We start from the raw sequence: 25,116 nt of genomic DNA, 5'->3' as shown, positions 1-25,116 counted from the left end.
TTAAATCATCTGCAGGGTCGGCACTGAGAACAACGCACTGTCGTCCGCTAACAAGACCACTGTATTGCTGAAGTCGTCGTTCAACCCCAGTCGTTTGACCTCTGAGAGAGCTACATAATTCCCTTGGAGGGGGAGTTGCAGTAGTAGGAGCTGCAGTCGTAGGAGCTGCAGTTGACGATTGAGCTGTAGCTGTCGATTGAACTGCGGCTGACGATTGAACTGCGGCTGACGATTGAACTGCGGCTGACGATTGAACTCCAGCTGTCGATTGAACTGCGGCTGACGATTGAACTGCAGCTGTCGATTGAACTGCGGCTGACGATTGAACTGCGGCTGTCGATTGAACTGCGGCTGACGATTGAACTCCAGCTGTCGATTGAACTGCGGCTGACGATTGAACTGCAGCTGTCGATTGAACTGCGGCTGACGATTGAACTGCGGCTGTCGATTGAACTGCGGCGAACGGTTGAACTGCGGCTGTCGTTTGAACTGAGGCTGTCGGTTCAACTGCCGTTGTCAATTGAACTGTGGTTGTTGGATGAACTGAGGTTGTTGATTCAGCTGCGGCTGTCGGTTGAAGTGCTGCTGTCGGTTGAGCTGTGGTTGTTGGATGAACTGCGGTTGTAGGTTGAGTCGTGTTTTGAGCCTGAAGGTTCAGGGGCAGTAACAGAAATACAGGAGCGATGAACAGGGCCGAATGGTGCCGCAACTTAATCATTTTCAGGACTCCTTGGAAAAGTCGTTAGGAAGACTAGACGCTGTGTTTATACTTATCCATTAATGTGATGATGGTGTTGCAAGAAAATAGATGGATCTTTTTGTCAATCCTCTCTTTAGTGCTGCTAATCAGGGTATTAGCCTTGATTCCTGAGCCTTTCATATACAGGGTGCGGGCATGCTCTTTTAACCGAGGAATCAGCTCAGGCTATAGATTCAACACTATGGCCAGAGAAGCTATGACCCCCAAAGCATTGGTCACTGGAGTTGTACCCGCTGATGAAGCAAAGGATTGAGGCTCTGTCATGCAGACAGCTGAGTCAAAGTAGAACTGACCCTCGACGTTGGTCAGTCCAGTCAAAGCAGTGGCTTTGGAATCATTGAAGGGAGTCCAGGTATTCACGATCTGGCAAAGTGTCGATGCATTGGTCGTTGCCGGGTCGACGGTTGAACTCACAGACCCTGGGCACTCATCTGCCAGTGGCAATGGATCAACGGCTTTCAGGGAGAAACCTTCGTCGTCTACTTTCCACAAAGTCATTCCCCGAAAGTGGTTACAGGCCAGTGCCAGATCAAGCTTCTCATAGATAGTTAAAGCTGTCGTTGTGACGTTGATATTGTTACCAGCCAGATTAATGAGAGGAGCTTTTCCATCGTCAGACGAGGAAAGACCCACTAAAGCGAACCCTCTTTTAATTCTTGTACGAATTTCGCTAGGTGTCTTGCCTTTATTGTCAATAACAACAGTGTTTCTGAAGATATTAATATTGCTTCCGGATCCAATTTTAATCTGAGCCAATTCCGAGATTTTGCCCCGGAATGTGTTATCAATTATTTCGAGTTTGTTTGACAGGTTATTGATGTTGAGAAGATTAATGAATATTGCTTCCTCGGGAATCATACTGAGTTTTGTTGTGCTGATGGTTTTACCAATGACCTCGTTATTAGCGAAACGTAAGCCCGGGCCCGAGTGCAAATCAATGGTGGATGCATCCAGATTCGCAGAGCAAACAATGTTAACTGCGGCCTGGACAGGGAGATAAAAAACGTTGTTCTCTATAGATAATGTCCCAGAATAGCAGTTTGTTTGGACAATAGCGTCAGTTTGAGTATCTGGATTAACTCCGGTTGGCCGGAAAGTAATGTGTTTTATATGACTGTCTGCTGTTTCTCCAAAATTGAATTCGTCATCGTAGTGAACGCCAACTCCGATCATGTATTTACTTGTAAAGTTAACATGAAGCTTGATAACAATTTCAAAATCGTCATCAGCAGCCCCGATGATGTCCTGACCGCTCTTCAAAACGATTGCATTGGCGATAAAATATTCAACAGTGGGCTTACCTGTAACGGGGGCAACGGTTGGAGAAGTTGTTTTAGAGGAAAGCAAGATAATGGTGTTATCAGGAATCTGTTTTATCAACTCACTTAAATCATCTGCAGGGTCGGCACTGAGAACAACGCACTGTCGTCCGCTAACAAGATCACTGTACTGGTCAAGCCGTTGTTGAACCCCCGTCGTTTGACCTCTGAGAGAGCTGCATAATTCCGTTGGATGGGGAGTTGCAGCAGTAGGAGCTGCAGTTGACGATTGAGCTGTAACTGTCGATTGAACAGCGGCGGACGGTTCAACTGCGGCTGACGATTGCACTGCGGTTGTCGGTTCAACTGTGGCTGACGATTGAACTGCGGTTGTCGGTTCAGCTGCGGCTGACGATTGAACTGCGGTTGTCGGTTCAACTGCGGCTGACGATTGAACTGCGGTTGTCGGTTCAACTGCGGCTGACGATTGAACTGCGGTTGTCGGTTCAACTGCGGCTGACGATTGAACTGCGGTTGTCGGTTCAACTGCGGCTGACGATTGAACTGCGGTTGTCGGTTCAACTGCGGCTGACGATTGAACTGCGGTTGTCGGTTCAACTGCGGCTGACGATTGAACTGTGGCTGACGATTGAACTGCGGTTGTCGGTTCAACTGCGGCTGACGATTGAACTGCGGTTGTCGGTTCAACTGCGGCTGACGATTGAACTGCGGTTGTCGGTTCAACTGCGGCTGACGATAGAACTGCGGTTGTCGGTTCAACTGCGGCTGACGATTGAACTGCGGTTGTCGGTTCAACTGCAGCTGACGATTGAACTGCGGTTGTCGGTTCAACTGCGGCTGACGATAGAACTGCGGTTGTCGGTTCAACTGCGGCTGACGATTGAACTGCGGTTGTCGGTTCAACTGCGGCTGACGATAGAACTGCGGTTGTCGGTTCAACTGCGGCTGACGATTGAACTGCGGTTGTCGGTTCAACTGCGGCTGACGATTGAACTGCGGTTGTCGGTTCAACTGCGGCTGACGATTGAACTGCGGTTGTCGGTTCAACTGCGGCTGACGATTGAACTGCGGTTGTCGGTTCAACTGCGGCTGACGATTGAACTGCGGTTGTCGGTTCAACTGCGGCTGACGATTGAACTGCGGTTGTCGGTTCAACTGCGGCTGACGATTGAACTGCGGTTGTCGGTTCAACTGCGGCTGACGATTGAACTGCGGTTGTCGGTTCAACTGCGGCTGACGATTGAACTGCGGTTGTCGGTTCAACTGCGGCTGACGATTGAACTGCGGTTGTCGGTTCAACTGCGGCTGACGATTGAACTGCGGTTGTCGGTTCAACTGCGGCTGACGATTGAACTGCGGTTGTCGGTTCAACTGCGGCTGACGATTGAACTGCGGTTGTCGGTTCAACTGCGGCTGACGATTGAACTGCGGTTGTCGGTTCAACTGCGGCTGACGATTGAACTGCGGTTGTCGGTTCAACTGCGGCTGACGATTGAACTGCGGTTGTCGGTTCAACTGCGGCTGACGATTGAACTGCGGTTGTCGGTTCAACTGCGGCTGACGATTGAACTGCGGTTGTCGGTTCAACTGCGGCTGACGATTGAACTGCGGTTGTCGGTTCAACTGCGGCTGACGATTGAACTGCGGTTGTCGGTTCAACTGCGGCTGACGATTGAACTGTGGCTGTCGATTGAACTCCAGCTGTCGATTGAACTCCAGCTGTCGATTGAACTGCGGCTGTATGTTGAGTCGTGTTCTGAGCCTGAAGGTTCAGAGGCAGTAAAAGAAATACAGGTGCGATGGAAAGGGACGAATAGTGCCGCAACTTAATCATTTTCAGGACTCCTTGGAAAGTCGATAGGAAGCCTAGACGCTTTGTTTATAGTTATCCATTAATACGGTTAAGGCGTTGCAAGAAAATAGATGGATCTTTCTGTCAATACTCTCTTTAGTGCTGCTACTCAGGGTATTAGCCATGACTCCTGAGCCGCTCATGTACAGGAAAAAAAGACACCCATAAAAAATGTCTCTTCAGGGGGAAAAAATAAGACATTCAAAAACTGTACTCCCAAAAAGGATCAGAAAAATCTATCTTCAAGTCGCGTATCACCGAACCACACAGCGCCACCCAACGAACAGAGGCTGTTCAAGCCATAATTCAGACAATGCAAATTCATTCCGACATAAGTCGAAGAGAGATAAAGAGAGGGTCTTTGACGTCTTAACTGACTTCTACGCTAACCTGTCAGGTACAAACGACTGCAGGCGTTTAAACCTCGAAGCCACTTCTGTCCGGCTTCAAGTGCATAAGCCTTCATCGCCTTCAGACGGCCAACTGCCCGATAAAAACGATTATTCCATTGCATGGTTTTCAGCCACTCATCCGGATCAATTTCCAACCTTTGAAGAATCGGAGGGGGGCACGACGGGATGGAACCTTTCTTATCTGTTCTGACAATGCGACCGCTCCAGTCAACCAGTTCCAGATAGTCGTGAAGAAGGTAGGGAAGGGCAACGTCCGTTTCCTGTCCCTGCAAACAGAAAGGTTTCAGGGTCAGCGGCTGTTTTTTAGTCTCAGAATGTGTAACCTGCTCCACCCGTTCCTGAATCGACGTGTAGTCCGACTCTTCGGGTGTTTCTGCCTTTCCAGCCCGAATCGGATTCAAGTCAACGTAGGTCATGCAGGTCAGTAACGCTGCTTCGTCCAGCAATGCCTGGCTTTTAAAGCGTCCTTCCCAGAAGCGTCCTTTACACTCGTCTTCTTTGTTGGCCTCACGAGCAAGATGTTCATTCAGGCAGCGCATAAACCAGCTGATATCCGTTAAACGACGCCGGTATTCCTCAGCATATTCATCAATACGGGCCAATTCAGCGCTGCCCAGTTTGTCAGCGGCCAGATGCCTTTGCACCAGAAGTGGGCCTGTAAACAAGGTCGTCCAACGGTGAAGCACTTCATTCCGTGACCAGCCTCTGGCAGATGACTGATTGATGTGCAAAACCACATGATAATGATTCGACATGACAGCGTAAGCACAGACTTCGATAGCAAAGACTGAAACCAGTTCCCGGAGTTTATCCACCACCCACTGACGGCGATGCTCGTAGTTCTTGCCAGTCAGGTGGTTCTCTCCACAGAGGTAAGCCTGACGAACACATCTTGCCATGCAGTGGTAATAAGGCGTTGTGCCGGGATCAATCAGGGTATTGCGAGCTTGGGCCATGAACTCACCTGTCTGGGTAAAAAATCAGTGATGGGTGAAAAAGTAGACCAGGTGGATGGTAAAGCAAATTTATGGGTGTCTTTTTAAGTATTCGGGCGCTGCGTTTAAACTTGCCGTCAGTCTGTGCTCCTGATGGGACCTGCCGAGCCTGAAAGCAAGTGAGCCAGAGTAAGTGAATTCATGCCTCTGGCTTTTAAACCGAAGGGACGGATTCTCTCGGGTTACAGATTCAACAATAGTGTCAGAGTGGTTATGAGAGTGGTTATGACACCCAAACCCGTTGTTACTGAGGTTGTAGCTGTTGATGAATCGGGGTCTATGTCAGCGGCAGGCCTGCTGCTGTTGCCTGGAGATAGTGTAGTCGTTTTCAGGCAGTCTTCCCGGCCAAAGAAGAACTGTCCTTCAAAGTTGGTCAGTCCACTCAGGGCCTTGATCCTGCAGTCACTGATGGCTGTCCAGCTATTCTCGATCTGGCTGATTGTATAGGAACCGTTAGTGGGTGTTGGCACAACTAAGGTTGAACTCACGAAGTTTTTGCACTTACTTCCAAGTGGAAATGGAACAGCGGCTTTCAGGGTGAATTCTTTGTAAAGTTGTCGCCACGGGCTGGATCCCTGCAGGTGGTTACAAGCCAGGGCCAGTTCAAGGGGTGGACTGACGGCCAGAGCTATTCCTGTTACCTGGATCTGGTTGCCTGCCAAATTATAGAGTGGACGTTCTGCATCACTTTCTGAATGACCTTTGAGAACGAAACCACTCCTTTGTGTTATTCGAAGGCCAGTGGTGTCGCGAACAGTGGGGCCAGCATTGGTAATGTTGACCGTGTTTCTGAAGACATCCATACTGGTTCCGGGTCCGAGTTCAAACTGACCTGCATCTGCTATTACGCCCCGAATGGTGTTCCCGATAAGCGCGACTCTCTTTGACTGATTCTTTGACTGATTCTTGATGAAAGGGAGATTAATAAATATCCCTTCCCTGGGAATGGTGATTCTGTGGTCTATTGTGCTGATGATCTTACCGATAACTTTGTTCTTGGTGAACAGCAAGCCAGGGCCCTGATGCGAGACATTGACAGACGCATCCAGACTTTTTCTGCAATCAAGGTCAACCGCAGACCAGTTAGGAAGATGAAATACATTGTCTTCTATGATCAGTTTCCGGTTATAGCACTCTGCGAAAAGAATGGTGTGAACGGGGTGCTGGTCCAGAGGCCCGGTCGGAAGGAAGGTAAGATGACTCAGACGATTTTCATGAGTTCTGCCAAAATGGAAGTTGTCAGTGGTTCCAACCCTGACCATATTTTTATCTCGAAAACGTTCCCAAAGCGAAATAACGATTTCAAAACCGTCATCAGCAGCCCCAAGAATGAACTGACCGTTCTTCAAAACTATTTCATTCCTAATATAATAGTGAATCCGGGTTTTACCCGTCACAGAGGGAGTGGTTGGCACAGAGGCAGTGGTTGGCGAAAACGTGTGTGAGGAAAGCAGTATAACTCTGTCATCCGGAAGCTGTTTTATCAACTCACTTAAATCTTCTGCAGGGTTAGCGCTGAGAATCGTGCAATGTCGTCCGCGAATCAGGTTGCCGTATTGGGCCACCCGTTGCTTAACCCCCGTCGTATGCTTCAGCAGTGGCAATGTAACAGAATCGCACTCGGTCGGTTCAAGTTTATTATTTCGATGAGCGCCCGGAACCTCCTGGTTCAGAGCCTGTAACAGAAACAAAGGAGTAATCAACCAGACCAGATAATGTTGCAGTTTGATCATGCTGGGTCATACTCCTGAACGCTGCGATTTTACCCATCTATTAATCAAAACCGGTTGCCACGCTTGCGTAGGGATGAATAAGCTCAGGTCAAGGAGATAGCAATACGGCCAGAGTGGTTATGATTCCCAGGCCAGAAGTAGTCAACAGATTTGTGCCCGCTGACGAAGTGGGGACCATAGAGGTAATGATAGTCTTGACGGTATCATGAGTCCTGCTGTTAATGGATATCGTATCGGTAATAAAAAAAGCGTGGGTCATGGGAACTGTCAGGCAGTCTTCTCTGTTAAAGAAGAACTGACCTTCGAAGTTGAACAATCCGCTGCAGGCGTTGGCGGTGGAATCATGGATGGCGGTCCAGGTGTTCCTGATCTGGTTGATTGTATAGGATTTGTGTGTTGGCATGACAACGGTTGAGTATGGAGTTGGCCAGTCAAAGGTTGAGTTTGGTGTCGGCGTGCCAATGGTTGATTCCAGACCTGACATGACAGAGGTTGAGTTTGGAGTTGACATGCCAACGGTTGATCCCGGATTTGGCATGACAGAGGTTGAGTTTGGAGTTGACATGCCAACGGTTGATCCCGGACTTGGCATGATAGAGGTTGAGTTTAGCGTTGACACGCCAACGGTTGATCCCGGACTTGGCATGACAGAGGTTGAGTCTGGAGTTGACACGCCAACGGTTGATTCCAGACTTGGCATGACAGAGGTTGAGTCTGGAGTTGACATGCCAACGGTTGATCCCAGACCCGGCACGACAGAGGTTGAGTTTAGCGTTGACACGCCAACGGTTGATTCCAGACCTGGCATGACAGACGTTGAGTTTGGCGTTGACATGTCAACGGTTGATACTGGAGCCTGTCTGGAAACGGTTGGGTCAGGAGTGAGCATGGCAATGGATGAACTCATCACACTTGGGCACTCTTTTCCCAGTGGCAATGGATTAGCAGATTTCAGGCTGAATTCTGGTTGAAGTTGTAACCAGGGACTGATTGCCCGCAGGTGATTGCAAGCCAGGGCCAGTTCAAGGGGGCCTCTGACGGTTATGGCGGCGGCTGTTGTCTTAATCTTATTGCCCGCCAGATTAAAGCGAGCAGGCCCTGAGTCGCTGTCTTTGTGACCTATGAGAGCAAAGCCTCCCAGCAATGATTGTCGTTGTCGACGGGCGCTGCGGAGTGTGATACCGATATTGGAAATGTGGACCCTGTTTCTGAAGACATCTAAACGGGCACCGGGTCCAAGAACAAATTCACCGGCTTCAGCCATTCTGCCCAGGAATCTGTTCCCAATAACCGCGAGTCTCTTTGACTGGTTCTGGATGGCTGGAAGGTTAATGTGTATCCCTTCCTCGGCAAAAAAGAGGCCGAACCGCGTTCTGATACCACTACCGATGATCGTATTATTCGCAAACCGGAGGCCCGGACCCGGCTGATCAACATTGGCGGATGCATCCAGAGGTTCTTTGCAATCAAGGTCAACTGCCGTCCAATAAGGAAGAGAAAAGTGGTTGTTTTCTATAATCAGATTTCGATTATAGCACTCTGCTTTAACAATTGCGTATACTTGGCTGCGGTACCCGTCGCCTTTTGGCGTGAAAGTAACGTGCCTTATATGACTGCTTCCTGTTTTTTCAAACTGGAAGTTGTCACGGGTTCCAACCTTGACCATAAATTGCTTTTTATAACTTTGCTTAGGAATAATGACTATTTCAAAACCTTTATCAGCTGCCCCAATAATGTCCTGACCGTCCTTCAAAACGATTTCACTATCAATAAGGTAGATAATCAGGGTATTACCTGTTGGGGGGATAACGGGTTGAATCGTCGTACGGGACGAGAGCAGTATGACAGTATTTTCAGGAATTTGATTGATCAGCTGAGCGGTATCCACCGTTGGGTCTGAAGTGAGAACAACACACTTTCGTCCACGAACATGTTCACTATTGTATTTAAGCCATTGATCAACCCCCGTCGGTTGTCCTGAAAGAGAGGCGCAGTCTGTTGGAAGTGGCGGCTGAGTCGCTTGAGCTTCCGGATTCAGAGCCTGTAAAAGGAATACAGGAACGATTAAACGGGCTAAATAATACTGTGACTTGTTCATATTAAGGACTACTACCGATAAATCTAGATAGGAAGCCTAGACTCTGCATTTACAATTAGCCATCAGTCTCTTTGCCGGAGACATGACTTCAGATTAGTTTTTTAACAAAAGGAATAAAGAGGTCACGACGCTTAAAGCCGTTGCTGCGAGGTTTGTGCCCTCTGATGAAAGGGTAGATGGAGTGGTGACAGGAGCAGAGGTCGAATTGATTGCCGGGCAGACTAGCGGGTCAAAGTTGAACTGACCATCGACGTAGGACAGTCCACTCAAGGCAGTAGCTGTGGAATTATTGATGGCAGTCCAGGTATTGACAATCTGACAGAGTCTGGGCGGCCGGGTCGTTGCCATGGCAACGGTTGAATTCACCGAACTTTCGCACTCACCTGCCAGTGGTAACGGATCAGCAGCTTCGACGGGGTGTTGTTGTTTGTCTTGTTGCCAGGGTTTATAGGCCCGCAGGCGGTTACAAGCCAGGGCCAGTTCAAGTTTTGCCTCGACACTTATAGCGGTGTCTGTTACATAAATCTGGTTGCCTGCCAGATTATAGAGAGGCGGTTCTGAAGCGCGTTCACTATGACCGATAAGAATGAAACCACCTTTTCGTATTTTTCCTCCTAAATTCATTTCTCTATGTGTCAAGCCTGAGTTGTCAATATCGATAATATTTCTGAAGATATCCATACTGCTTCCGGGTCCAAGACCAAAGCGACCCATGCTGCCCATCTTTCCCCGGGAAGTGTTCTCAATAACACTGACCCTCCCGGACTGGTTCTCGATGCCACGAAGATAGATTTTTAACGCATGCAGAGGGATACGCATGTGACCGTGAGCGTTGATTGAGTCGGCCAGTAATGTGTTATTGACGAACTGCAGACCAGGGCCCGGATGCAAATGATTGGCAGCTGCATCGAGAGGTTCTGTGCACTCAAGTCTGACCCCGATCCAGTTTGGGAGATAAAATACGTTGTTGTCCAGAAACAATCTGCGGTTAGAGCACTGAGCGAAGATAATCGTGTGAATGGGTGAGCTGTTGTCAGGTAGAATGGGTTGGAACGTGATGTGCCTTATATGACTGTCTCTTGTTTCTCCAAACTGAAAATCATCATAGGAACCCATCTTGAGCATATAATTTTGTCGGAAACTTGGCCAAGGCGAAATAACGATTTCAAAACCGTCATCAGCAGCCCCTATAATATCCTTTCCACTTTTTATAAGTATTGGACTGTCAATGAAGTAGTTAACCGGTTTTTTACTTGTCGAAGGGGTCATGGAGGGAGTAGGCGTCACTCCATGGATAATGTTGGAGGAGAGCAGTATCACGCTGTTTTCAGGAGCTCGATTAATCAGCCCTGCGGTATCTTCTATCGGATCGGCACTGAGGACAATGCACTGTCGTCCACGAACAAGGTCATTATACTGGCTTAGCCGTTGCTGAACCCCCGTCGTTTGTCCTGTAAGAGTGTCACACCGTGTTGATGGCAAGAAGGATGTTGTGGTTGCAGGCTGAGTTGTCTGGGCGAACAGGCTCAGGGCTTGTATCAGAAATGCAGTAACGATTAACTGAGCTGTAAAACGCTGCAACTTAATCATTTTCAGGGTTCCTCGGGAGGGTCGTTAAAAAGCCTAGACGCTGTATTTGTAGTTATCCATTGGTCTGTGTTGAGAAAGTACAACTTGTTTCCATGCTCTGCTTATCCGAAAACCGGTCTCAATAACTTGAGATAGCCTGTTGTTTCCAACTCCGGATCCCACAGAGCCTGAAAGGGAACCAGAGTTTTCTAAAAGCCTGCCTGAACCGGAAGGGTGAGTCAGCTCAGATTAATTAGCGAAGATCAGAGCCATGAGGGTCAGGAGAAAACACACACTAAAAAATTGCAAGGTATGCTCTGGTAATCTACTGCAGATCATGCAGATACTTTCAGTTGTAGTGCTACTGCCAGTTTTAGTGGAGCTGGCAGTTTTGCGGGTACTGGAAACAAAGGATGGCGTGAAGGACTGGCAGTTTTCTGTGTCAAAGAAGAGCTGGCCTACATAGTTTTCCAAACCGGAGCAAGCCGTATCAGAGGAATAAGGTGTGCCCGTCCAGGTATTTGCAGGCTCGATGTTTTCATGTGGAGTTGGCATAACATTGTTTAAACTCACCACGTTTTCACACTGTCTTCCAATATCACCAAATGTTGCAGGGGACGCCTTGAACTTGTATTGCGGCTGGATTTGCCACCATGCATTGAAGGCTTGCAGGTGGTTGCAAGACATAGACAGTTCAATCAGTCCCCTGATAGTTATAGCGGTTGCTGTCACCTGGATTTTATTGCCAATCACATTAAAGAGAGGCGTTTTTGCACTGGTATCAGTATGACCTAAAAGAGCAAAACCCCCTTTGCGGAAAGCGGGGCGACCAATGCTGCCGTAATTGGTAATATCAACCGTGTTTTTGAAGATATTTATAGCGCTTCCTGAGCCAGGTTTAAAGGCACCTGCCTCTGCCATTTTGCCCTCAATTTTGTTTCCGGTAACAGTTAATGCCTCTTGCTGATTTCTGATGGCAGGCAGATTAATAGACAGGCCTATTTCGGGAACAAGCGTTTTGGTGAGCTTTTTGAAGCTTGTACCTTTGAGTGTGTTTTCGGCGAACAGCAGGCCCGGCCCCTGGCGGTTGACATTGTCTGATGCATCCAGAGATTCTTTACAATCAAGGACAAGTGAAGCCTGGAGAGGAAGGTGAAATACGTTTTCTTTTAAAATGAGTTTCCGGTTATAGCACTCTGCAAAAACAATGGTGTCAATTGATGGGGAGCCATTCTCCCGAGTGGGCTGGAAGGTGAGGTGTCTGATATGGCTGTCTTTGGTTTCGTCAAACTGGAAGTTGTCAGTGGTTCCGACCTTAATGAAATGTTTATCTACAGATCCCGGCCGATCCCTGATGACGATTTCATGGCCATCATCAGCTGCCCCGAGAATGTCTTGACCGTTTTTTAGACGTATTTCACCGCCAATAAAATACACAACCGGGGCTTTGCCCGAGACAGGGTAACCTGATGGAGAAGGCGTCTTCACTGCGGTGGCAGTATCGGAGGAGAGCAGTATCACGGTGTTTTCAGGAATTTGATTGATCAGCTGATCTGCATCCACTGTCGGATCGGCACTGAGAACAGCGCACTGCCGACCGCGAACGAGGCTTTTATGCTCGATAAGGCGACTCTGAACCCCTGACGTCTGCCCCGAAATAGCCTCGCAGGACATCGTCGGAGGGGGTGTTGAAGGAGAAGGGGGTTCGGGTATAGTCGATTGAGTTGTCGTTTGGGCATGGAGACTCAGAGCCTTTATAAGAAACACAGGCGCGATTAATCGGGTTAAATTATGAATCACTTTAAAAACTTCCGGAAATCCTAAAATGAGGAAGCCTAGACTCTGCATTTATAACTATCCATTAATATTATTCGATCTCATGTAATTCGATCATGAAAAAATTGGCAAGAACGTATCGGTTCCCAGGTTGCGGCTCACAGGGCCTGAAAGCATGGGAGCCAGGGTTCTGCAATGCTGTTTTGCGGGGAATGATGGTGTCAAAAGGATGAATTAACTGAGGTTACAGATTCAACCATATGGCCAGACTAGCCAAAACACCCAAACCAGTAATCTTTGCGGTTGTTCCCGCTGCTTTAGTTGGGGCCAGAAGGGAACTGGATGTTGTATCAGCAACAGAGACAGAAGAAGCAGAAGCAGAAGCAGAAGCAGAAGCAGAAGCATAACGCAGAGTGAATGGTTGGCAGGTTTCTAAGTAAAAAAAGAACTGACTCTTGGAGTTAACCAGACCGTCACAGGCAGTGGACGAGGAATTGTTTATGGGAGCCCAGGTATTTGCAAACCGGATGCTTCCATGTGTAGTGGGAGTTGGTATGGCAACCGTTGAATTTACAGCGGGAGTTGACATGGCAACGGTTGAATTTGGAGTGGGAGTTGACATGACAGCCGTTGGGCCCACAAGGCTGCCGCACACTCCTGACACTTTTTCCAAAGGTGCCGACATTGCTCTGATGCTGGATTGTTTTAAGGGTTGCCACCATGGATTGAAGGCCTGCAGGTGGTTACAAGCCAGAGTCAGTCCAATGTGTCCCCTGACGTTTATAGCGGTCTGTGTTACCTTGATTTGATTGCCTGCCAGGAAAAAAACAGGCAGTTTTGAAGGGCTATGTGCAGGCCCAACCAGAATGAAACCTCCTTTGCGAGCAGAGCTTCGAATTGTGAGGCCAGCATTGAATATATTGACAATGTTATTGAAGACATTGATTTTAGATCCGGGTGCAAGTCTGAACTCAGCCGCTTGTGCAATGTAGTACTCAAATGTGTTGCCAATAACCGATAGTCGATCTGACTGGTTAATAACAGAAGGAAGATTAATAAATATCCCTTGTTCCTGAGTAACATAGTAAGAAGTATAATCAGCAATCCAGCTGTATTTTCCTCCAGAGATTTTGTTATTAGCGAACAGCAAGTTTGGGCTCGGGTTCCGGGTTGAGTCAGAGGCATCGGAGGATTTTTTGCAATCAAGAGTGAAGGCGGCCCTTGCAGGACTTATGAATAGGTTATCTTTTACGATCAGCTTCCGGTTGAAGCACTCTGCAAAAACAATGGATTCAATGGGATGGTGAAAACTTTTCTGCCATGGCGAGAAAGCAAGGTGTCTTATATGGCTGTCTTTCGTTTCTTCAGTTTTGAAGCTTTCAGGGTATCCAACTCTGAGTATGTGTTGTTTGTATTCAAAATATGACCGATCCCTGATGACAATCTCAAAACCGTCATCAGCCGCTCCAATAATGTCCTGACCGTTTTTCAAAACTATTTCAGTGTCAACAAAGTACACAGCCGGGATTTTATTTGTCTCGGGGAAAGGGGACGGAGAAGGTGTCGCGCCAGGTGCAGTGGCGGAGGAGAGCAAGATAACGGTGTTCTCCGGGATCTTTTTTACCAACCTGCCTAAATCCTCTGATGGGTCGACACTGAGAACAACGCACTGTTTTCCATTAACAAGTTCTCTGTATTGCTTCAGGCGTTGCTCAACCCCTGACGTCTGTCCCATGAGAGTGTTGCAAGGTGATATCTGAAGGCATGATATATAAGAAGAGACTGTCGGCACATGGGCCTGAAGAACCAGAGCTTGCAAAAGCAATAAAGGCGCAAACAATCTGTTCAGATAATTTGGCAGCTTGGTCATGTTCCGGGCTCTTTAGGGATATCTGTGGGTCATTGAACCCACAAGGCCTGAAAGCACAGGAACCAAGGTTTTGTAACAGACGCTTTGTGGGGAATGATCGCCTCGAAAGAATTCGCTCAGGTTACAGATTCAACCATATGGCCAACGTAGCCAAAACACCCAAACCAGTAATCTCTGCGGTTGTTCCCGCTGCCGTAGTTGGGACCAATAGGGAACCGGACGTTGTATTGGCTACAGAAGCAGAAGCCAGAGTGAATAGTTGGCAGATTTCTTTACGAAAAAAGAACTGACCCTCGAAGTTAACCAGACCGGTACAGGGAGTGGACGAGGAATCGTTTATGGGAGTCCAGATATTTGCAAACCGGATGCTTCCATGTGTAGTGGGCGTTGGTATGGCAACCGTTGAATTTACAGCGGGAGTTGACATGACAAGGGTTGAATTTGGAGTGGGAGTTGACATGACAGCGTTTGAATCTGGAATGGGAGTTGACATGGCAAGGGTTGCATTCGGACTGGAAGCCGACATAACAGCGATTGAGTCCGGACCGGATGTTGACATGACAGCCGTTGAATCTGGAGTGGGCGTTGACATAACAAAGGTTGAATTTGTACCAGATATTGGCATGACAGAAGTTGGACCCACAAGGCTACTGCACACTCCTGACACTTGTCCCAAAGGTGCTGGCATTGCTTTAATGCTGAATTGTTTTAAGGGTTGCCGCCATGGGTTGACGGCCTGCAGGTGGTTACAAACCAGAGTCAGTCCAAGCTGTCCCCTGACGGTTATAGCGGTTCGTGTTACCTTGATTTGATTGCCAGCCAGGAAAAAAACAGGCAGCTTTGCAAGGTCATGTGTTGGCCCAACCAGAACGAAACCTCCTTTTTGAGTGGTGCTGCGAGTTATGGGGCCAACATTGGATATATTGATAATGTTATTGAAGACATTGATTTTAGATCCGGGAGCAAGTCTGAACTCAGCCGCTTCTGCAATATCGTCCTCAAATGTGTTTCCAATAACCGATAGCCGACCTGACTGGTTCACGACAGAAGGAAGATTAATAAATATTCCTTGTTCCTGAATAACATGGGAATAAATTCTGTCCGTAACCGAAGTGTATTTTCCTCCATAGATTCTGTTTTTAGCGAACTTCAGGTGTGGGCCAGGGGGGTGGGTTGGGTCAGGGGCGTCGGAAAATTCTTTGCACTCAAGCTTGAAGGCGGCCTTTGCAGGAGTGCGGAATACGTTATCTTCTATGATCAGCTTCCGGTTGAAGCACTCTGCAGAAATAATAGAGTCAATGGGAAGGCGTGGATTATTCAGCGATGGCCAGAAAGTAAGGTGTCTTATATAGCTGTCTTTGGTTTCGAGAGGTTTGAAGCTTTCAGGGTCTCCGACTGTAAGTAAGTGTTTGTGATTGAAAGTTGACCGATCCCTGATGACAATCTCAAAGCCGTCATCAGCTGCTCCAATAATGGACTGACCGTCTTTCAAAACTATTTCACTGTCAACAAAATACTCAACCGGGGTTTTAGCTGCCTGGGTAGCGGGAGAAAGCGTTGCGCTGGGTGCAATACTGGATGCGGGGGTAGCTGGAGAAAGCGTTGCGCCGGGTGCAGTTTTGGAGGAGAGGAAGATAACGGTGTCCTTTGAAGTCTGTTTTACCAACTCACCTAAATCCTTTGAAGGGTCGGCATAGAGAACCTTGCACTTTTTATCAAGCTCGCTGTATTGCTTTAGCCGTTGTTCAACTTTCGTCTGTCCCATGGAATTGCACGATGGTTTCGGAGTGCTTGCTGTAGAAGAAGAGACTGTCGGCATCTGGGCCTGAAGAATCAGCGCTTGCAAAAGGAATAAAGGCGCGATCAATCGGGCCAGATAATATTGCTGCTTGATCATGTTCCGGGCTCCTGGCGAACCTAGATAGGAAGCCTAGACGCTCCATTAATAGTTGGCCATTATCAGGTGTTAACAAAATATACAGGACTTCCTTTTAATCGTTCTCAGGTTCCCGGAATGCCTGCAGGGATCAATGGGCTCTGGTTATAGATTCAGCAATATGGCCAGAGTGGTCATGATGCCAAGAGGGGTTGCCACTGTAGCTGTAATTGTTGATGAGGAAGGGACTGCTGTCGTGCTGGTATCGGGAGCAGAATGGGAAATGACAGGCTGGCAGACTTCTGTAGCAAACAAAAATCGACCTTCGAAGTTGACCAGACCCTTACAGGCAGTGAAGAAGGAACCGTTGATGGCAGTCCAGGTATTGGCAAACCGGCTGCTTATTGCAGGTGGAATGGATGTTGACCTGTCATGGGCTGAACCTGAAGCAGTGGGCCTGACAGTCGTTGAACTCACTATGTCATTGCACCATTCTGGTTCTCTTCCCGAGGGCAATGGCAGTGCTTTCAGGCTGAATTGTTTTTGGGGTTGCCACCATGGATTAACTGCCTGCAGGTGATTACAAGCCATTATCAGGCCGAGCTGCCCCCTTACGATGATAGCTGTCCGTGTTACCCTGATCTGATTGTCAGCCAGTAAAAAAACAGGGGGGATTTCCGTGTTATCTGCAGGCCCCGCGAGAACGAACCCTCCTTTGCGAACAGAGTTGTGCTCTGTGTCGCCCTCATTGGAAATGCTGATAGTGTTATTGAAGACCTCCATGCGGGTCCCGGGTCCAAGCGTGAACTCAGCCGCTTCTGCAATGTAACCTTCGAATATATTCCCGGAAACAGCTATCTTGTCCTGCTGATTCACGATGCCAGTAAGATTAATAAACAGGCCTTGGTCGGGAATAACATAGGGAAAAAGTTTGTCGCTAATCGAGTCGAACTTTTCACCGATGATCCTGTTATCTGCAAACTGCAACTCTGGGCCCTGGAGCCATTTGACAGATGCATCCAGATGTTTTTCGCAAGCAATAATAACAGCGGCCCGGAAAGGAGGCTTATGTAAATCATTTACATCAATAATTTCGGCCAGGATAGGGGGATAAAATACATTTTTTTCTACAATCAGTTTTCGGTTATAACACTCTGCGTAAATAATGGATTTAATGGAGTCGCGCTTTTTTTTTCGGGTGGGCCGAAAAGTAATGTGTTTTATGTTGCTGTCGTCTGTATGGGCGGGCTGAAAGTTGGCAGATCCAAACCTGAGCAGATATTTGCCTTCAAATACTGGCCGATCCCTGATGACGATCTCAAAGTCGTCATCAGCCGCGCCAATAATGTCCTGACCATTCTTTAAACGTATTTCATGGTCAGCAAAGTACACAACCGGCGTTTTGCCCGTCAAAGAGGTAGCTGTTGGCGAGGGTGTCACGATAGGGTCAGTATTGGATGAGAACAATATGACGGTGTTCTCGGGAAACTGCTCTATTAACTCACTTAAATCTTTTAAGGAGTTGGCACTGAGAATAACGCACTGCTGTCCCTTAACAAGTTTCCTGTGCTGGTTCAGTCGTTTTTGTACTCCTTTCGTCTGCAGTGCAAGATTCGTCGGCTTCAGAAGATCGTCGCAGGGTGTCGTCTTATTTATGGCAGAAGGGGTTGCTGTTGAAGATTGTAATCTTGTTTGAGCCTGGGTATTCAGGGCCTGAAACAGTAATACAGGCACAATTAAACGTGCCAGATATTGCTGTAGCTTCATCATGCTCTGAACTCCTGAGAAATTTACCGAAGCCTAGACGCTACATGTATGGTTAGCCATTGATCGAGGTTAAGAAAACGGTGCGGTTTTCCAGCCACTCCAGCCACCGACCGGCACATCTGTTCTGTATTTCTTATACCAATCGTATTTTCTAACTCCCGCAATGAGCATGGAGATTTGAGCCTTAAGACAAGGCGGCGTGAGGAGTCATAGCCTTAGCTATGGCGACGATCGGCAACGCAGGATTAAGGCTCAAATCTTCAGCGCAATAGGGAGTTAGAAAGTTCGATTGGTATTACAGGTTCGAACACCAAAGCCTGTGCTTTGGCCTTATCCATTGTCCATCTGGGCAATTTGTGAAAAAAGATCTATGTCAATAGCCAGATATAATAAGACAAATGTCGTTCTTAAAATGGGGCTCCAGCCCATTTTTGGTGCGTTTCATTAGCTGACAAATCAACCTCTACTTTGGAGTTTGAAAGTCTTGTCGGTTATTGTGGCTTTGGTGCATGAAAATCTACGAATTCATCTTTCCCTAAAGCCGTTCAATGTAAAAAATCCCACATCTATTTCAAACTATTTTAATTGTTGGAAATATTTTTCCTAACTTATTAACTATCAGTTTTTATAACTGAAGTTACACGACTAATTACTCAAACATTCTGTCATTGAAGATGCGTTTGATTTTTTATTAATTTTTATAGATATGGCTTACTAATTATTATGAAAAGTTCATGTGCAACTGTTTGTTATCCGTCGTATAAAATACGATGTTTTTTATCGGTTTTTTTTCTGGCATTCTGCACTCTGTCTCTTTCCGCTTATAGTGTCGGTGGCGGCAGTGCCCCAGACACGACTACGCCCCCACCAGACACCCCGACTGATACGACTGCTCCCCCACCAGACACTCTGACAGACACGACTGCTCCTCCAAAAGACACTCCGACTGGCCTGTCACCAAACAGAACTTCAGCTACGGCTACGACAATAGCCACAACAATAGCTACTACAATAGCCCCGACAACGGTATTCAGCAGAAGCAATCCCTGTGATGATTTATTCCGTAATCAGTTAGCCCTGGAGACTTGCAACAGGTTTTTCAACAATGAAACAGCGGCCGGAGAGACGGAATCCTTTGAAACGGCACGGGTTGTCACTAATGCCAGTGAACTTGTCAGTGCGGTCGAAAGCGCCAGGCCCGGAGGCACTATTATTGTTCTGGCTCCCGGAACTTATAAGCTTACCAAAGCATTGAAGCCCGCTCAGAGAATGGCTTTGGTGGGTATTAAATCGGCCGGGACCCGAGTAAAGATCACTGCAAATGTTGATTTGGCGGGGAGTAATCCAACCGGTCTGGTTTATTTGCAGCAGCCAAAAGAGGGGGCTTCAGCTGGCTTTTACAGCGCATTTATAAACTGGGAAACCAACGTGATTTCGAATTACGGCGATGCTAACAAATACAGCACCATTTTCGGGGAGAATTATCCGGGGGAAATCAGGCTTTATGACAACATTTTTACACAAAAGAACAATAACTTTCATGGCAGTGAGCTTGTTTATCTGGAGAACAGGCGTGATACAGCCAAAAAAATAGTGATCGACAGTAACCAGTTCAATACCAGTAACATCAGACTTTCAGCGGTATTCTCAGAGGCAAGTGCCTCCGGTAGAGACCAGAATGAAATCATTATTACCAACAATGTATTAATGAGCGAAAATGGTGCGAACACCGTCAGTAAGAATGCCTTTCATCTTGCTCATCACAAAAAATTCACGATCAAAAATAATATTTCTCTGAGCCGTCGGGCTAACGCATCCATATTGGTTGAGTTACTTAACCAGCCCGGGGTGCAAGGCTCTATTAAAGACAATATTGCTGATCCTGCCGCAGATGAGTCCAATCGCTTAATCAATTTACAAGTAGCAAAAAAAACAAGCGAGGAGAATTCCAAAGTTACGGGTCTTCTGGCCATTTCTGACAATGACTATTTCGACGTTAAGCGCGAGGATGAAGAGGGCGCCTATATTGCCTTCACGCGAGGAAAAAAGATTCCTGCCGGAGGTTCTCCATTACCAATCTGCGGCAACTTGAGTCGGGATGCTGCTGCCTTCAAGATCTGTAACGACTTTCTCAGTCACTCGCTGGCAACAGGCGGCGATAAAAACTTCTCTCACGCCTTCGTGGTAAGCAACGCAGAGGAGCTGCTTAACGCCGTTGAGCGATATTACCCTGACGATAGCGGATTCACAGGCAGCATTATTGTCTTACGTGCAGGAACCTACCTGCTACCCAGACAATTAATCACCAATCATAAAGTGGCTTTGGTTGGTGAGAAATCCGGTGACTCTTTTCCCAAGATAAAAGCCAGTAACGAGATCCTCCTGACGTCCCGTGAAAGGTCATCGCTGGTTGATTTGAGGAGCAGTTCTTCACAACCATCCTCCGGTTTTTACAGTGCTCATATCAAGTGGGATACCGGCATTGATGATATTGATGATATTTATCATATACATGAAGTGGTTTCTGAAGACAGCACAATCAGCGGGGTGTCTTATTCGGGCAAGATCAGGATTTTTGATAACTACTTTATGCATCATTTGGACGCTAACAACATTCGCCACTTCCTGATGCTGAATAATTTTAACGACGATGCTTACATAGGGCATAATACATTTGATACCACCCGTCTTAAATTTTGTGCGGTTGCTGCCCAATGTGCCGATTGTTCTGAACTCGGTACAAAAATGGAAATTGTCTCAAACCGTTTTATCAGTGATCAGGCTTCAACGACCTATTCAGTTGCTCACGGCATTGAACTTAAGGGCTACAAACGATTCCAGATTGAAAACAATCGACAGGAAAACAGCAAAGCTGCCGCCAAAATCAGTGTTTTTCTGAAAGATAATACCAGTGGTGTCAATGGTGTAATCCGCAACAATACCGTGAGCACAAGTGCTCCGGGAAATCAGCGGATGATAAGAATCGAGTCCTACATGCTTGAAGGGCTCCCACGTGTCACCGGATCGCTGATTGTGACGCAAAACAGCGGTTATACACTCTTTGACCCGGACAAACTGATGGCTGGATTGACCGTCGAAGCTACGACTGCCAGGGCATCATCCACTACTCAACCCGTGGTGTCGCCTTCGCAGGTCGTCCGGACATCCGCCCCGGGAATGTCTGCACCAGCACATCGGGATATTACCAATAGCACAACACCCTTACCGACCCGGGCAATGTCGCCAAGCTATTCCGTTACTCCAACAGGTTCTTCTGTGGCAATCTGTGATCGCATGCAATCAACTGCAGAGGTCACGGCCAGTGAAATTGACGCCTGCAAAGCCTTTCTTAACAATAACAAAGCATCGGGTGGTCACTCTTTTTCTCTGGCGGTTGTCGTCAGTAATGCCAGGGAACTGGATGAAGCCGTTACCGGCAAGTTCCCGGAAGGCAATCCCGATGCCAGCAGACTGGTTGTATTAAAAAGCGGTACCTATCCACTCACCAAGTACTTGGATATTACGCGCAAGGTGGCTCTGGTTGGAGTCCTTAAAGACGGTGAATATCCTACTATCAAAACCACTAAGGACTGGGGATACCGTTTGTTGGCTTATCTTCGCCAGGATCCAGAGGTAGCTGAAACCGGCTTTTTCAGTCACCATATTCACTGGGACATCTCTAGCACTCCAATATACTCATTTTTTTATGGGTTAATAAAAAAACGAGCTATCTACAGTAATTCCTATCAAGGGGATATCCGAATTTATGAAAACAAATTCTCGGAAGCAAGATTGAGTTATATCAACTCTTATATCGAGTTAGTGGATGCTATTGGTGGTACGTTTATAGAAGACAACAGGTTTGATACCGCTTATTTAACCGAGTGTACTATTATCGCCAATTGTCAAAGTAAAGTCTGTCAGGCTGCAGAACCTCCGCTTGACGTTAGTAATAACCATTTCTACATCGAAACCTCCCCATCCCCAGACGCCTTGAAATTCCTAAAGAGCTATAGAAAAGAACCGCCGAAATCGATGTGCGTTTTAGGTTATATGCGCTTCCGGATCGCTGGTAACCAGCAGAAAAACAAAGATGCAACAGGTAGCATTCTTTTAAGAGATCATTACGACGTTAAACGCTTGCATGGCTACGTGTTGAATAACATTGCTCATAAAGATGCTCCTGAGCTTCAGCGCAAAATTATCTTCCAGTCTTCCCACTTTGCCGATCATTATCTGAGGGTTACCGGAAAACTTCATGTTTTAGGAAATGATTATTACACCTTTGATGAATCCGGACTTGCCCCGAGTTTTATTGATTACATCCCGGGTAAACAGGTTATTGCGCCTTCACAGACAATTTCAGCGTCATCGACGGTAAAAGCGGCCTCATCAGTCAGTGTGTCTCCTGATGCCATTACGCCAACCGGTTCACTGATAGCTGCCACCGCCTCTGTTCGCCCGCTGCCTGCAAAAACGGAACCCTGCAACGATATCCGGGATCATCCAACCGCATTTGAAATTTGTAAGGCATTTCTGCAAGACGAACTGGCCTCGGGGACGACTGCCAATAAGCCTGCCTTTTCTCACGCCATTGTGGTTAGCACTACTCCGGAATTGATCGACGCCATCAATAAAACGACCGGTGATGATGGCAGACCTGTTAGCGGTAGAATTATTCTATTGGAGCCGGATACCTATGAACTATCAAAAGCTCTGAGTGCCAACCACCGGGTTGCCATGGTCGCCTTAAAAAGTGAAGACGGCCGATTGCCTGTTATCACAGCGGCACGCGACTTCAGTGGCAGCGAAGGTCCCGATCGTTCACTGCTTTACCTTAAGGCTGTCTCTGATCCTCTGGATACCGGCTTTTACAGTTGGAACCTGGAGTGGAAGACCAGTATGCCTGAAGGCCGGTACTTTTTTAAATTTCAATCCCTCATCTCCGCAAAAGGTTACAACGGTGATATACGGATTTACCAGAATCGCTTCAGTGACCGGAAACACTCCATATCCTGGCCCTTGCACTCTGTAGTGCTGAACGATAATAAGGGTTATGCGTACTACGTTGGTCATAATATATTTGATACAGAGGCAGTGGAGTCTAATGTGATTGAATCCACTGCCAGCCCAAACTCCCGGGCGGCTATCGAGGTCGACGCCAATGAGTTCAGAAGTGACGATCCATTTCATAGCGACAGGCCAGATGCTATTGTTCTTGCTAATTACCAACAGCTGAAAATTCACAACAACATACAAAAAGACAGCAGTGCTGCGGGTGCGATAAAAGTTGGATTTAAAAACAACCAGAGCATTGAAAGCGCTACCATAAAAAACAACAGAGCGCATATAGACGCATCGCAACAAGAAAGAATCATTCAGCTACAAGTCCACAAGAAATCACCTTATGAAAAGCTCAACTTATCGGGTTACGTAGAAGTAACCGGAAACGACTACTATAAACCACCGGAACTTCTGGATTTTGACGAGAAGAATTATCGCTACACCCCCGGTCTGGAGGAAGCTACTGCAAGGTTGGCGCGCTCCAAATCCACTGTAACGCCCTCTTTGCCAGCAGCGACCGTTGCAATGAACGGCTACGGAACTTCAGAGCCAAGTCCGGGCGGAAAGATCCGTTCAGCGCCATCGTCTATCGTGCCGACCCGGATTCAGACCACTGTCGTATCATCCGTCACATCAGGCTCGACACCTTCATCTCTACCACCACTCAGCAGCCCATGTGATCAGCTAACCGATTCAGACAAAGCTCAGCTCTGCCAGCAACTTCTGAACGAGCTTGAGGAAATGAATATAAGGACTACGTTTTCTGAAGTGGTGATTGTACAAAATACTTGGGAACTGCTTCACGAAGTAGACATGACGTCGGAGTCTGGCAAGGTTATTTTACTTCAGGCAGGCAGCTATGAACTGTACGAGCAGCTTCGTGTGGTTCGGCCTGTGGCACTGGTCGGTATTGGCAATACGGTTATTAAGCAAGCCGTTGATTATCCTGCCGAGGCAGAATCGCTGGTTCTGCTCGATTATGCCAGTACGGGTTTGGGTTTCTTCAGCAAAGGCATAACCTGGGATATTTCCGCTTCAGACAGTATCCGGAGCAACCCCATCAGCACGGCAATCAAGGCCGTCCACTATCGTGGAAAACTCGTCATGAGCGGTGATGAGTTTCAATATAACGCCATCAGGGAAAACGAAAAAGCGCCTTCCCACTATATTGAGGTACGGGACTCATCAGGTGATGTGATAATTACTGGCAGTACGTTTTTTTCCGGAGGTCTGACAAAAGCCGCCATTTATGCCGATTGTAAAAATTGCCTGGAAGAAGTCCAGAAGATGGATATTTCCGGTAACCGCTTTACAGACTCAAATTCTGGCGAGTCTGCACCGGCTGCTATTGACGTCCGTCACTACAGAATCCTGAAAGTTCGTAAGAATGTTCAGGAGACCGAGTCTGTTTCGGTGAACATCAGTGTTGTACTGCCAAATAATAACAGGGACGATATCTATGCTTATATCGCTGACAACATTGCCATGGGTTCAGCTATTGACGAGAAGAAAACCATTGATGTCACGGTTGGCAGACTGGCTAAAGAGCCTGCCAGAATTAATGGCCTGGTTCAGGTGTACAGTAACCGTTGCTTCTCCGTTAACCTCGATGAAATACCTTCTGATATTCTTGAGTTTGCAGAGGGTAACTGTAGCGCTTTGCCCAATATTCAGGCCTTGAGAGGGTCTCCGACACCTTCACACAATGGTCTGAGCACGGGCCAATGGGTCGGCATAGGGTTCGCTGTCGGTGCAGCTGCTGTATACGGCGGGTGTGGTCTCTATGGTCTTACCAATCTGCCTGGACATGGGAGAGCCTGGTCGTTCTTTATCTTACCCAAAACCCTTGCACTGGCTGCCACTGCAAAAGTGCTTGCATGGTGTAACCAACGCAAATGGCGCGGTTTAAGTGAGGATGATGATGAAGTCATTTATTCGCCATCTGCGGGCGTAGAAATGAAAACAGGTTTGACGAAAGATCCTGAAATGAATTTGGGCGAAAGCGAAGGTGATCAATTCCCTTTGATTGAAAATCCGATAATGGAACGTGAGCTGTAAGTTTG

Annotated in this window: 12 protein-coding genes; 2 read left to right on the top strand and 10 right to left on the bottom strand. The window is 47.4% G+C overall.

Features of this window, described 5'->3' with window-relative positions; translation table 11 throughout:
• Both ACOMHB_RS15530 and ACOMHB_RS15525 read right to left on the bottom strand, forming a co-directional pair.
• Positions 1–507 carry a hypothetical protein gene (locus ACOMHB_RS15530; RefSeq protein ID WP_448217289.1) on the bottom strand — a complete coding sequence of 169 codons (507 nt, stop codon included), beginning with the start codon at positions 505–507 and terminating at the stop codon, positions 1–3.
• Between the two features lie 418 nt (positions 508–925).
• Positions 926–2,140 (bottom strand): hypothetical protein, encoded by a 1,215-nt coding sequence (locus ACOMHB_RS15525; RefSeq protein WP_448217288.1) that lies wholly within the window; start codon positions 2,138–2,140, stop codon positions 926–928.
• Between the two features lie 233 nt (positions 2,141–2,373).
• Between ACOMHB_RS15525 and ACOMHB_RS15520 the strand changes: the two genes are divergently transcribed.
• On the top strand, positions 2,374–3,870 hold the full coding sequence (locus ACOMHB_RS15520) for a hypothetical protein (RefSeq protein WP_448217287.1): 1,497 nt from the start codon (positions 2,374–2,376) through the stop codon (positions 3,868–3,870).
• Positions 3,871–4,277: 407 nt separating this feature from the next.
• Here ACOMHB_RS15520 and ACOMHB_RS15515 read toward each other — a convergent pair whose 3' ends face one another.
• From ACOMHB_RS15515 to ACOMHB_RS15480, 8 genes are all read right to left on the bottom strand, one after another.
• Entirely contained in the window at positions 4,278–5,261 is a 984-nt protein-coding gene (locus ACOMHB_RS15515) for a transposase (protein WP_448217286.1), read from the bottom strand.
• A 221-nt stretch (positions 5,262–5,482) separates the two neighbouring features.
• The gene (locus tag ACOMHB_RS15510) at positions 5,483–7,033 is read right to left on the bottom strand and encodes a hypothetical protein (protein WP_448217285.1); all 1,551 of its coding nucleotides are present in this window, start codon (positions 7,031–7,033) and stop codon (positions 5,483–5,485) included.
• 88 nt (positions 7,034–7,121) lie between these two features.
• Positions 7,122–9,131 (bottom strand): hypothetical protein, encoded by a 2,010-nt coding sequence (locus ACOMHB_RS15505; protein ID WP_448217284.1) that lies wholly within the window; start codon positions 9,129–9,131, stop codon positions 7,122–7,124.
• A gap of 93 nt (positions 9,132–9,224) precedes the next feature.
• The gene (locus tag ACOMHB_RS15500; protein ID WP_448217283.1) at positions 9,225–10,721 is read right to left on the bottom strand and encodes a hypothetical protein; all 1,497 of its coding nucleotides are present in this window, start codon (positions 10,719–10,721) and stop codon (positions 9,225–9,227) included.
• A gap of 228 nt (positions 10,722–10,949) precedes the next feature.
• On the bottom strand, positions 10,950–12,500 hold the full coding sequence (locus tag ACOMHB_RS15495; protein ID WP_448217282.1) for a hypothetical protein: 1,551 nt from the start codon (positions 12,498–12,500) through the stop codon (positions 10,950–10,952).
• Between the two features lie 220 nt (positions 12,501–12,720).
• Positions 12,721–14,346 carry a hypothetical protein gene (locus ACOMHB_RS15490; protein ID WP_448217281.1) on the bottom strand — a complete coding sequence of 542 codons (1,626 nt, stop codon included), beginning with the start codon at positions 14,344–14,346 and terminating at the stop codon, positions 12,721–12,723.
• A gap of 121 nt (positions 14,347–14,467) precedes the next feature.
• Positions 14,468–16,243: a hypothetical protein gene (locus ACOMHB_RS15485; protein ID WP_448217280.1), complete on the bottom strand. Its 1,776-nt coding sequence runs from the start codon at positions 16,241–16,243 to the stop codon at positions 14,468–14,470.
• 144 nt (positions 16,244–16,387) lie between these two features.
• The gene (locus ACOMHB_RS15480; RefSeq protein ID WP_448217279.1) at positions 16,388–17,992 is read right to left on the bottom strand and encodes a hypothetical protein; all 1,605 of its coding nucleotides are present in this window, start codon (positions 17,990–17,992) and stop codon (positions 16,388–16,390) included.
• A gap of 720 nt (positions 17,993–18,712) precedes the next feature.
• Between ACOMHB_RS15480 and ACOMHB_RS15475 the strand changes: the two genes are divergently transcribed.
• The gene (locus ACOMHB_RS15475) at positions 18,713–25,111 is read left to right on the top strand and encodes a polysaccharide lyase domain-containing protein (protein ID WP_448217278.1); all 6,399 of its coding nucleotides are present in this window, start codon (positions 18,713–18,715) and stop codon (positions 25,109–25,111) included.
• The last annotated feature ends 5 nt before the right edge of the window (positions 25,112–25,116 follow it).

The sequence above is a fragment of the Endozoicomonas sp. 2B-B genome (genome assembly GCF_053470045.1).
This window is presented reverse-complemented; position numbering and strand designations above follow the sequence as displayed.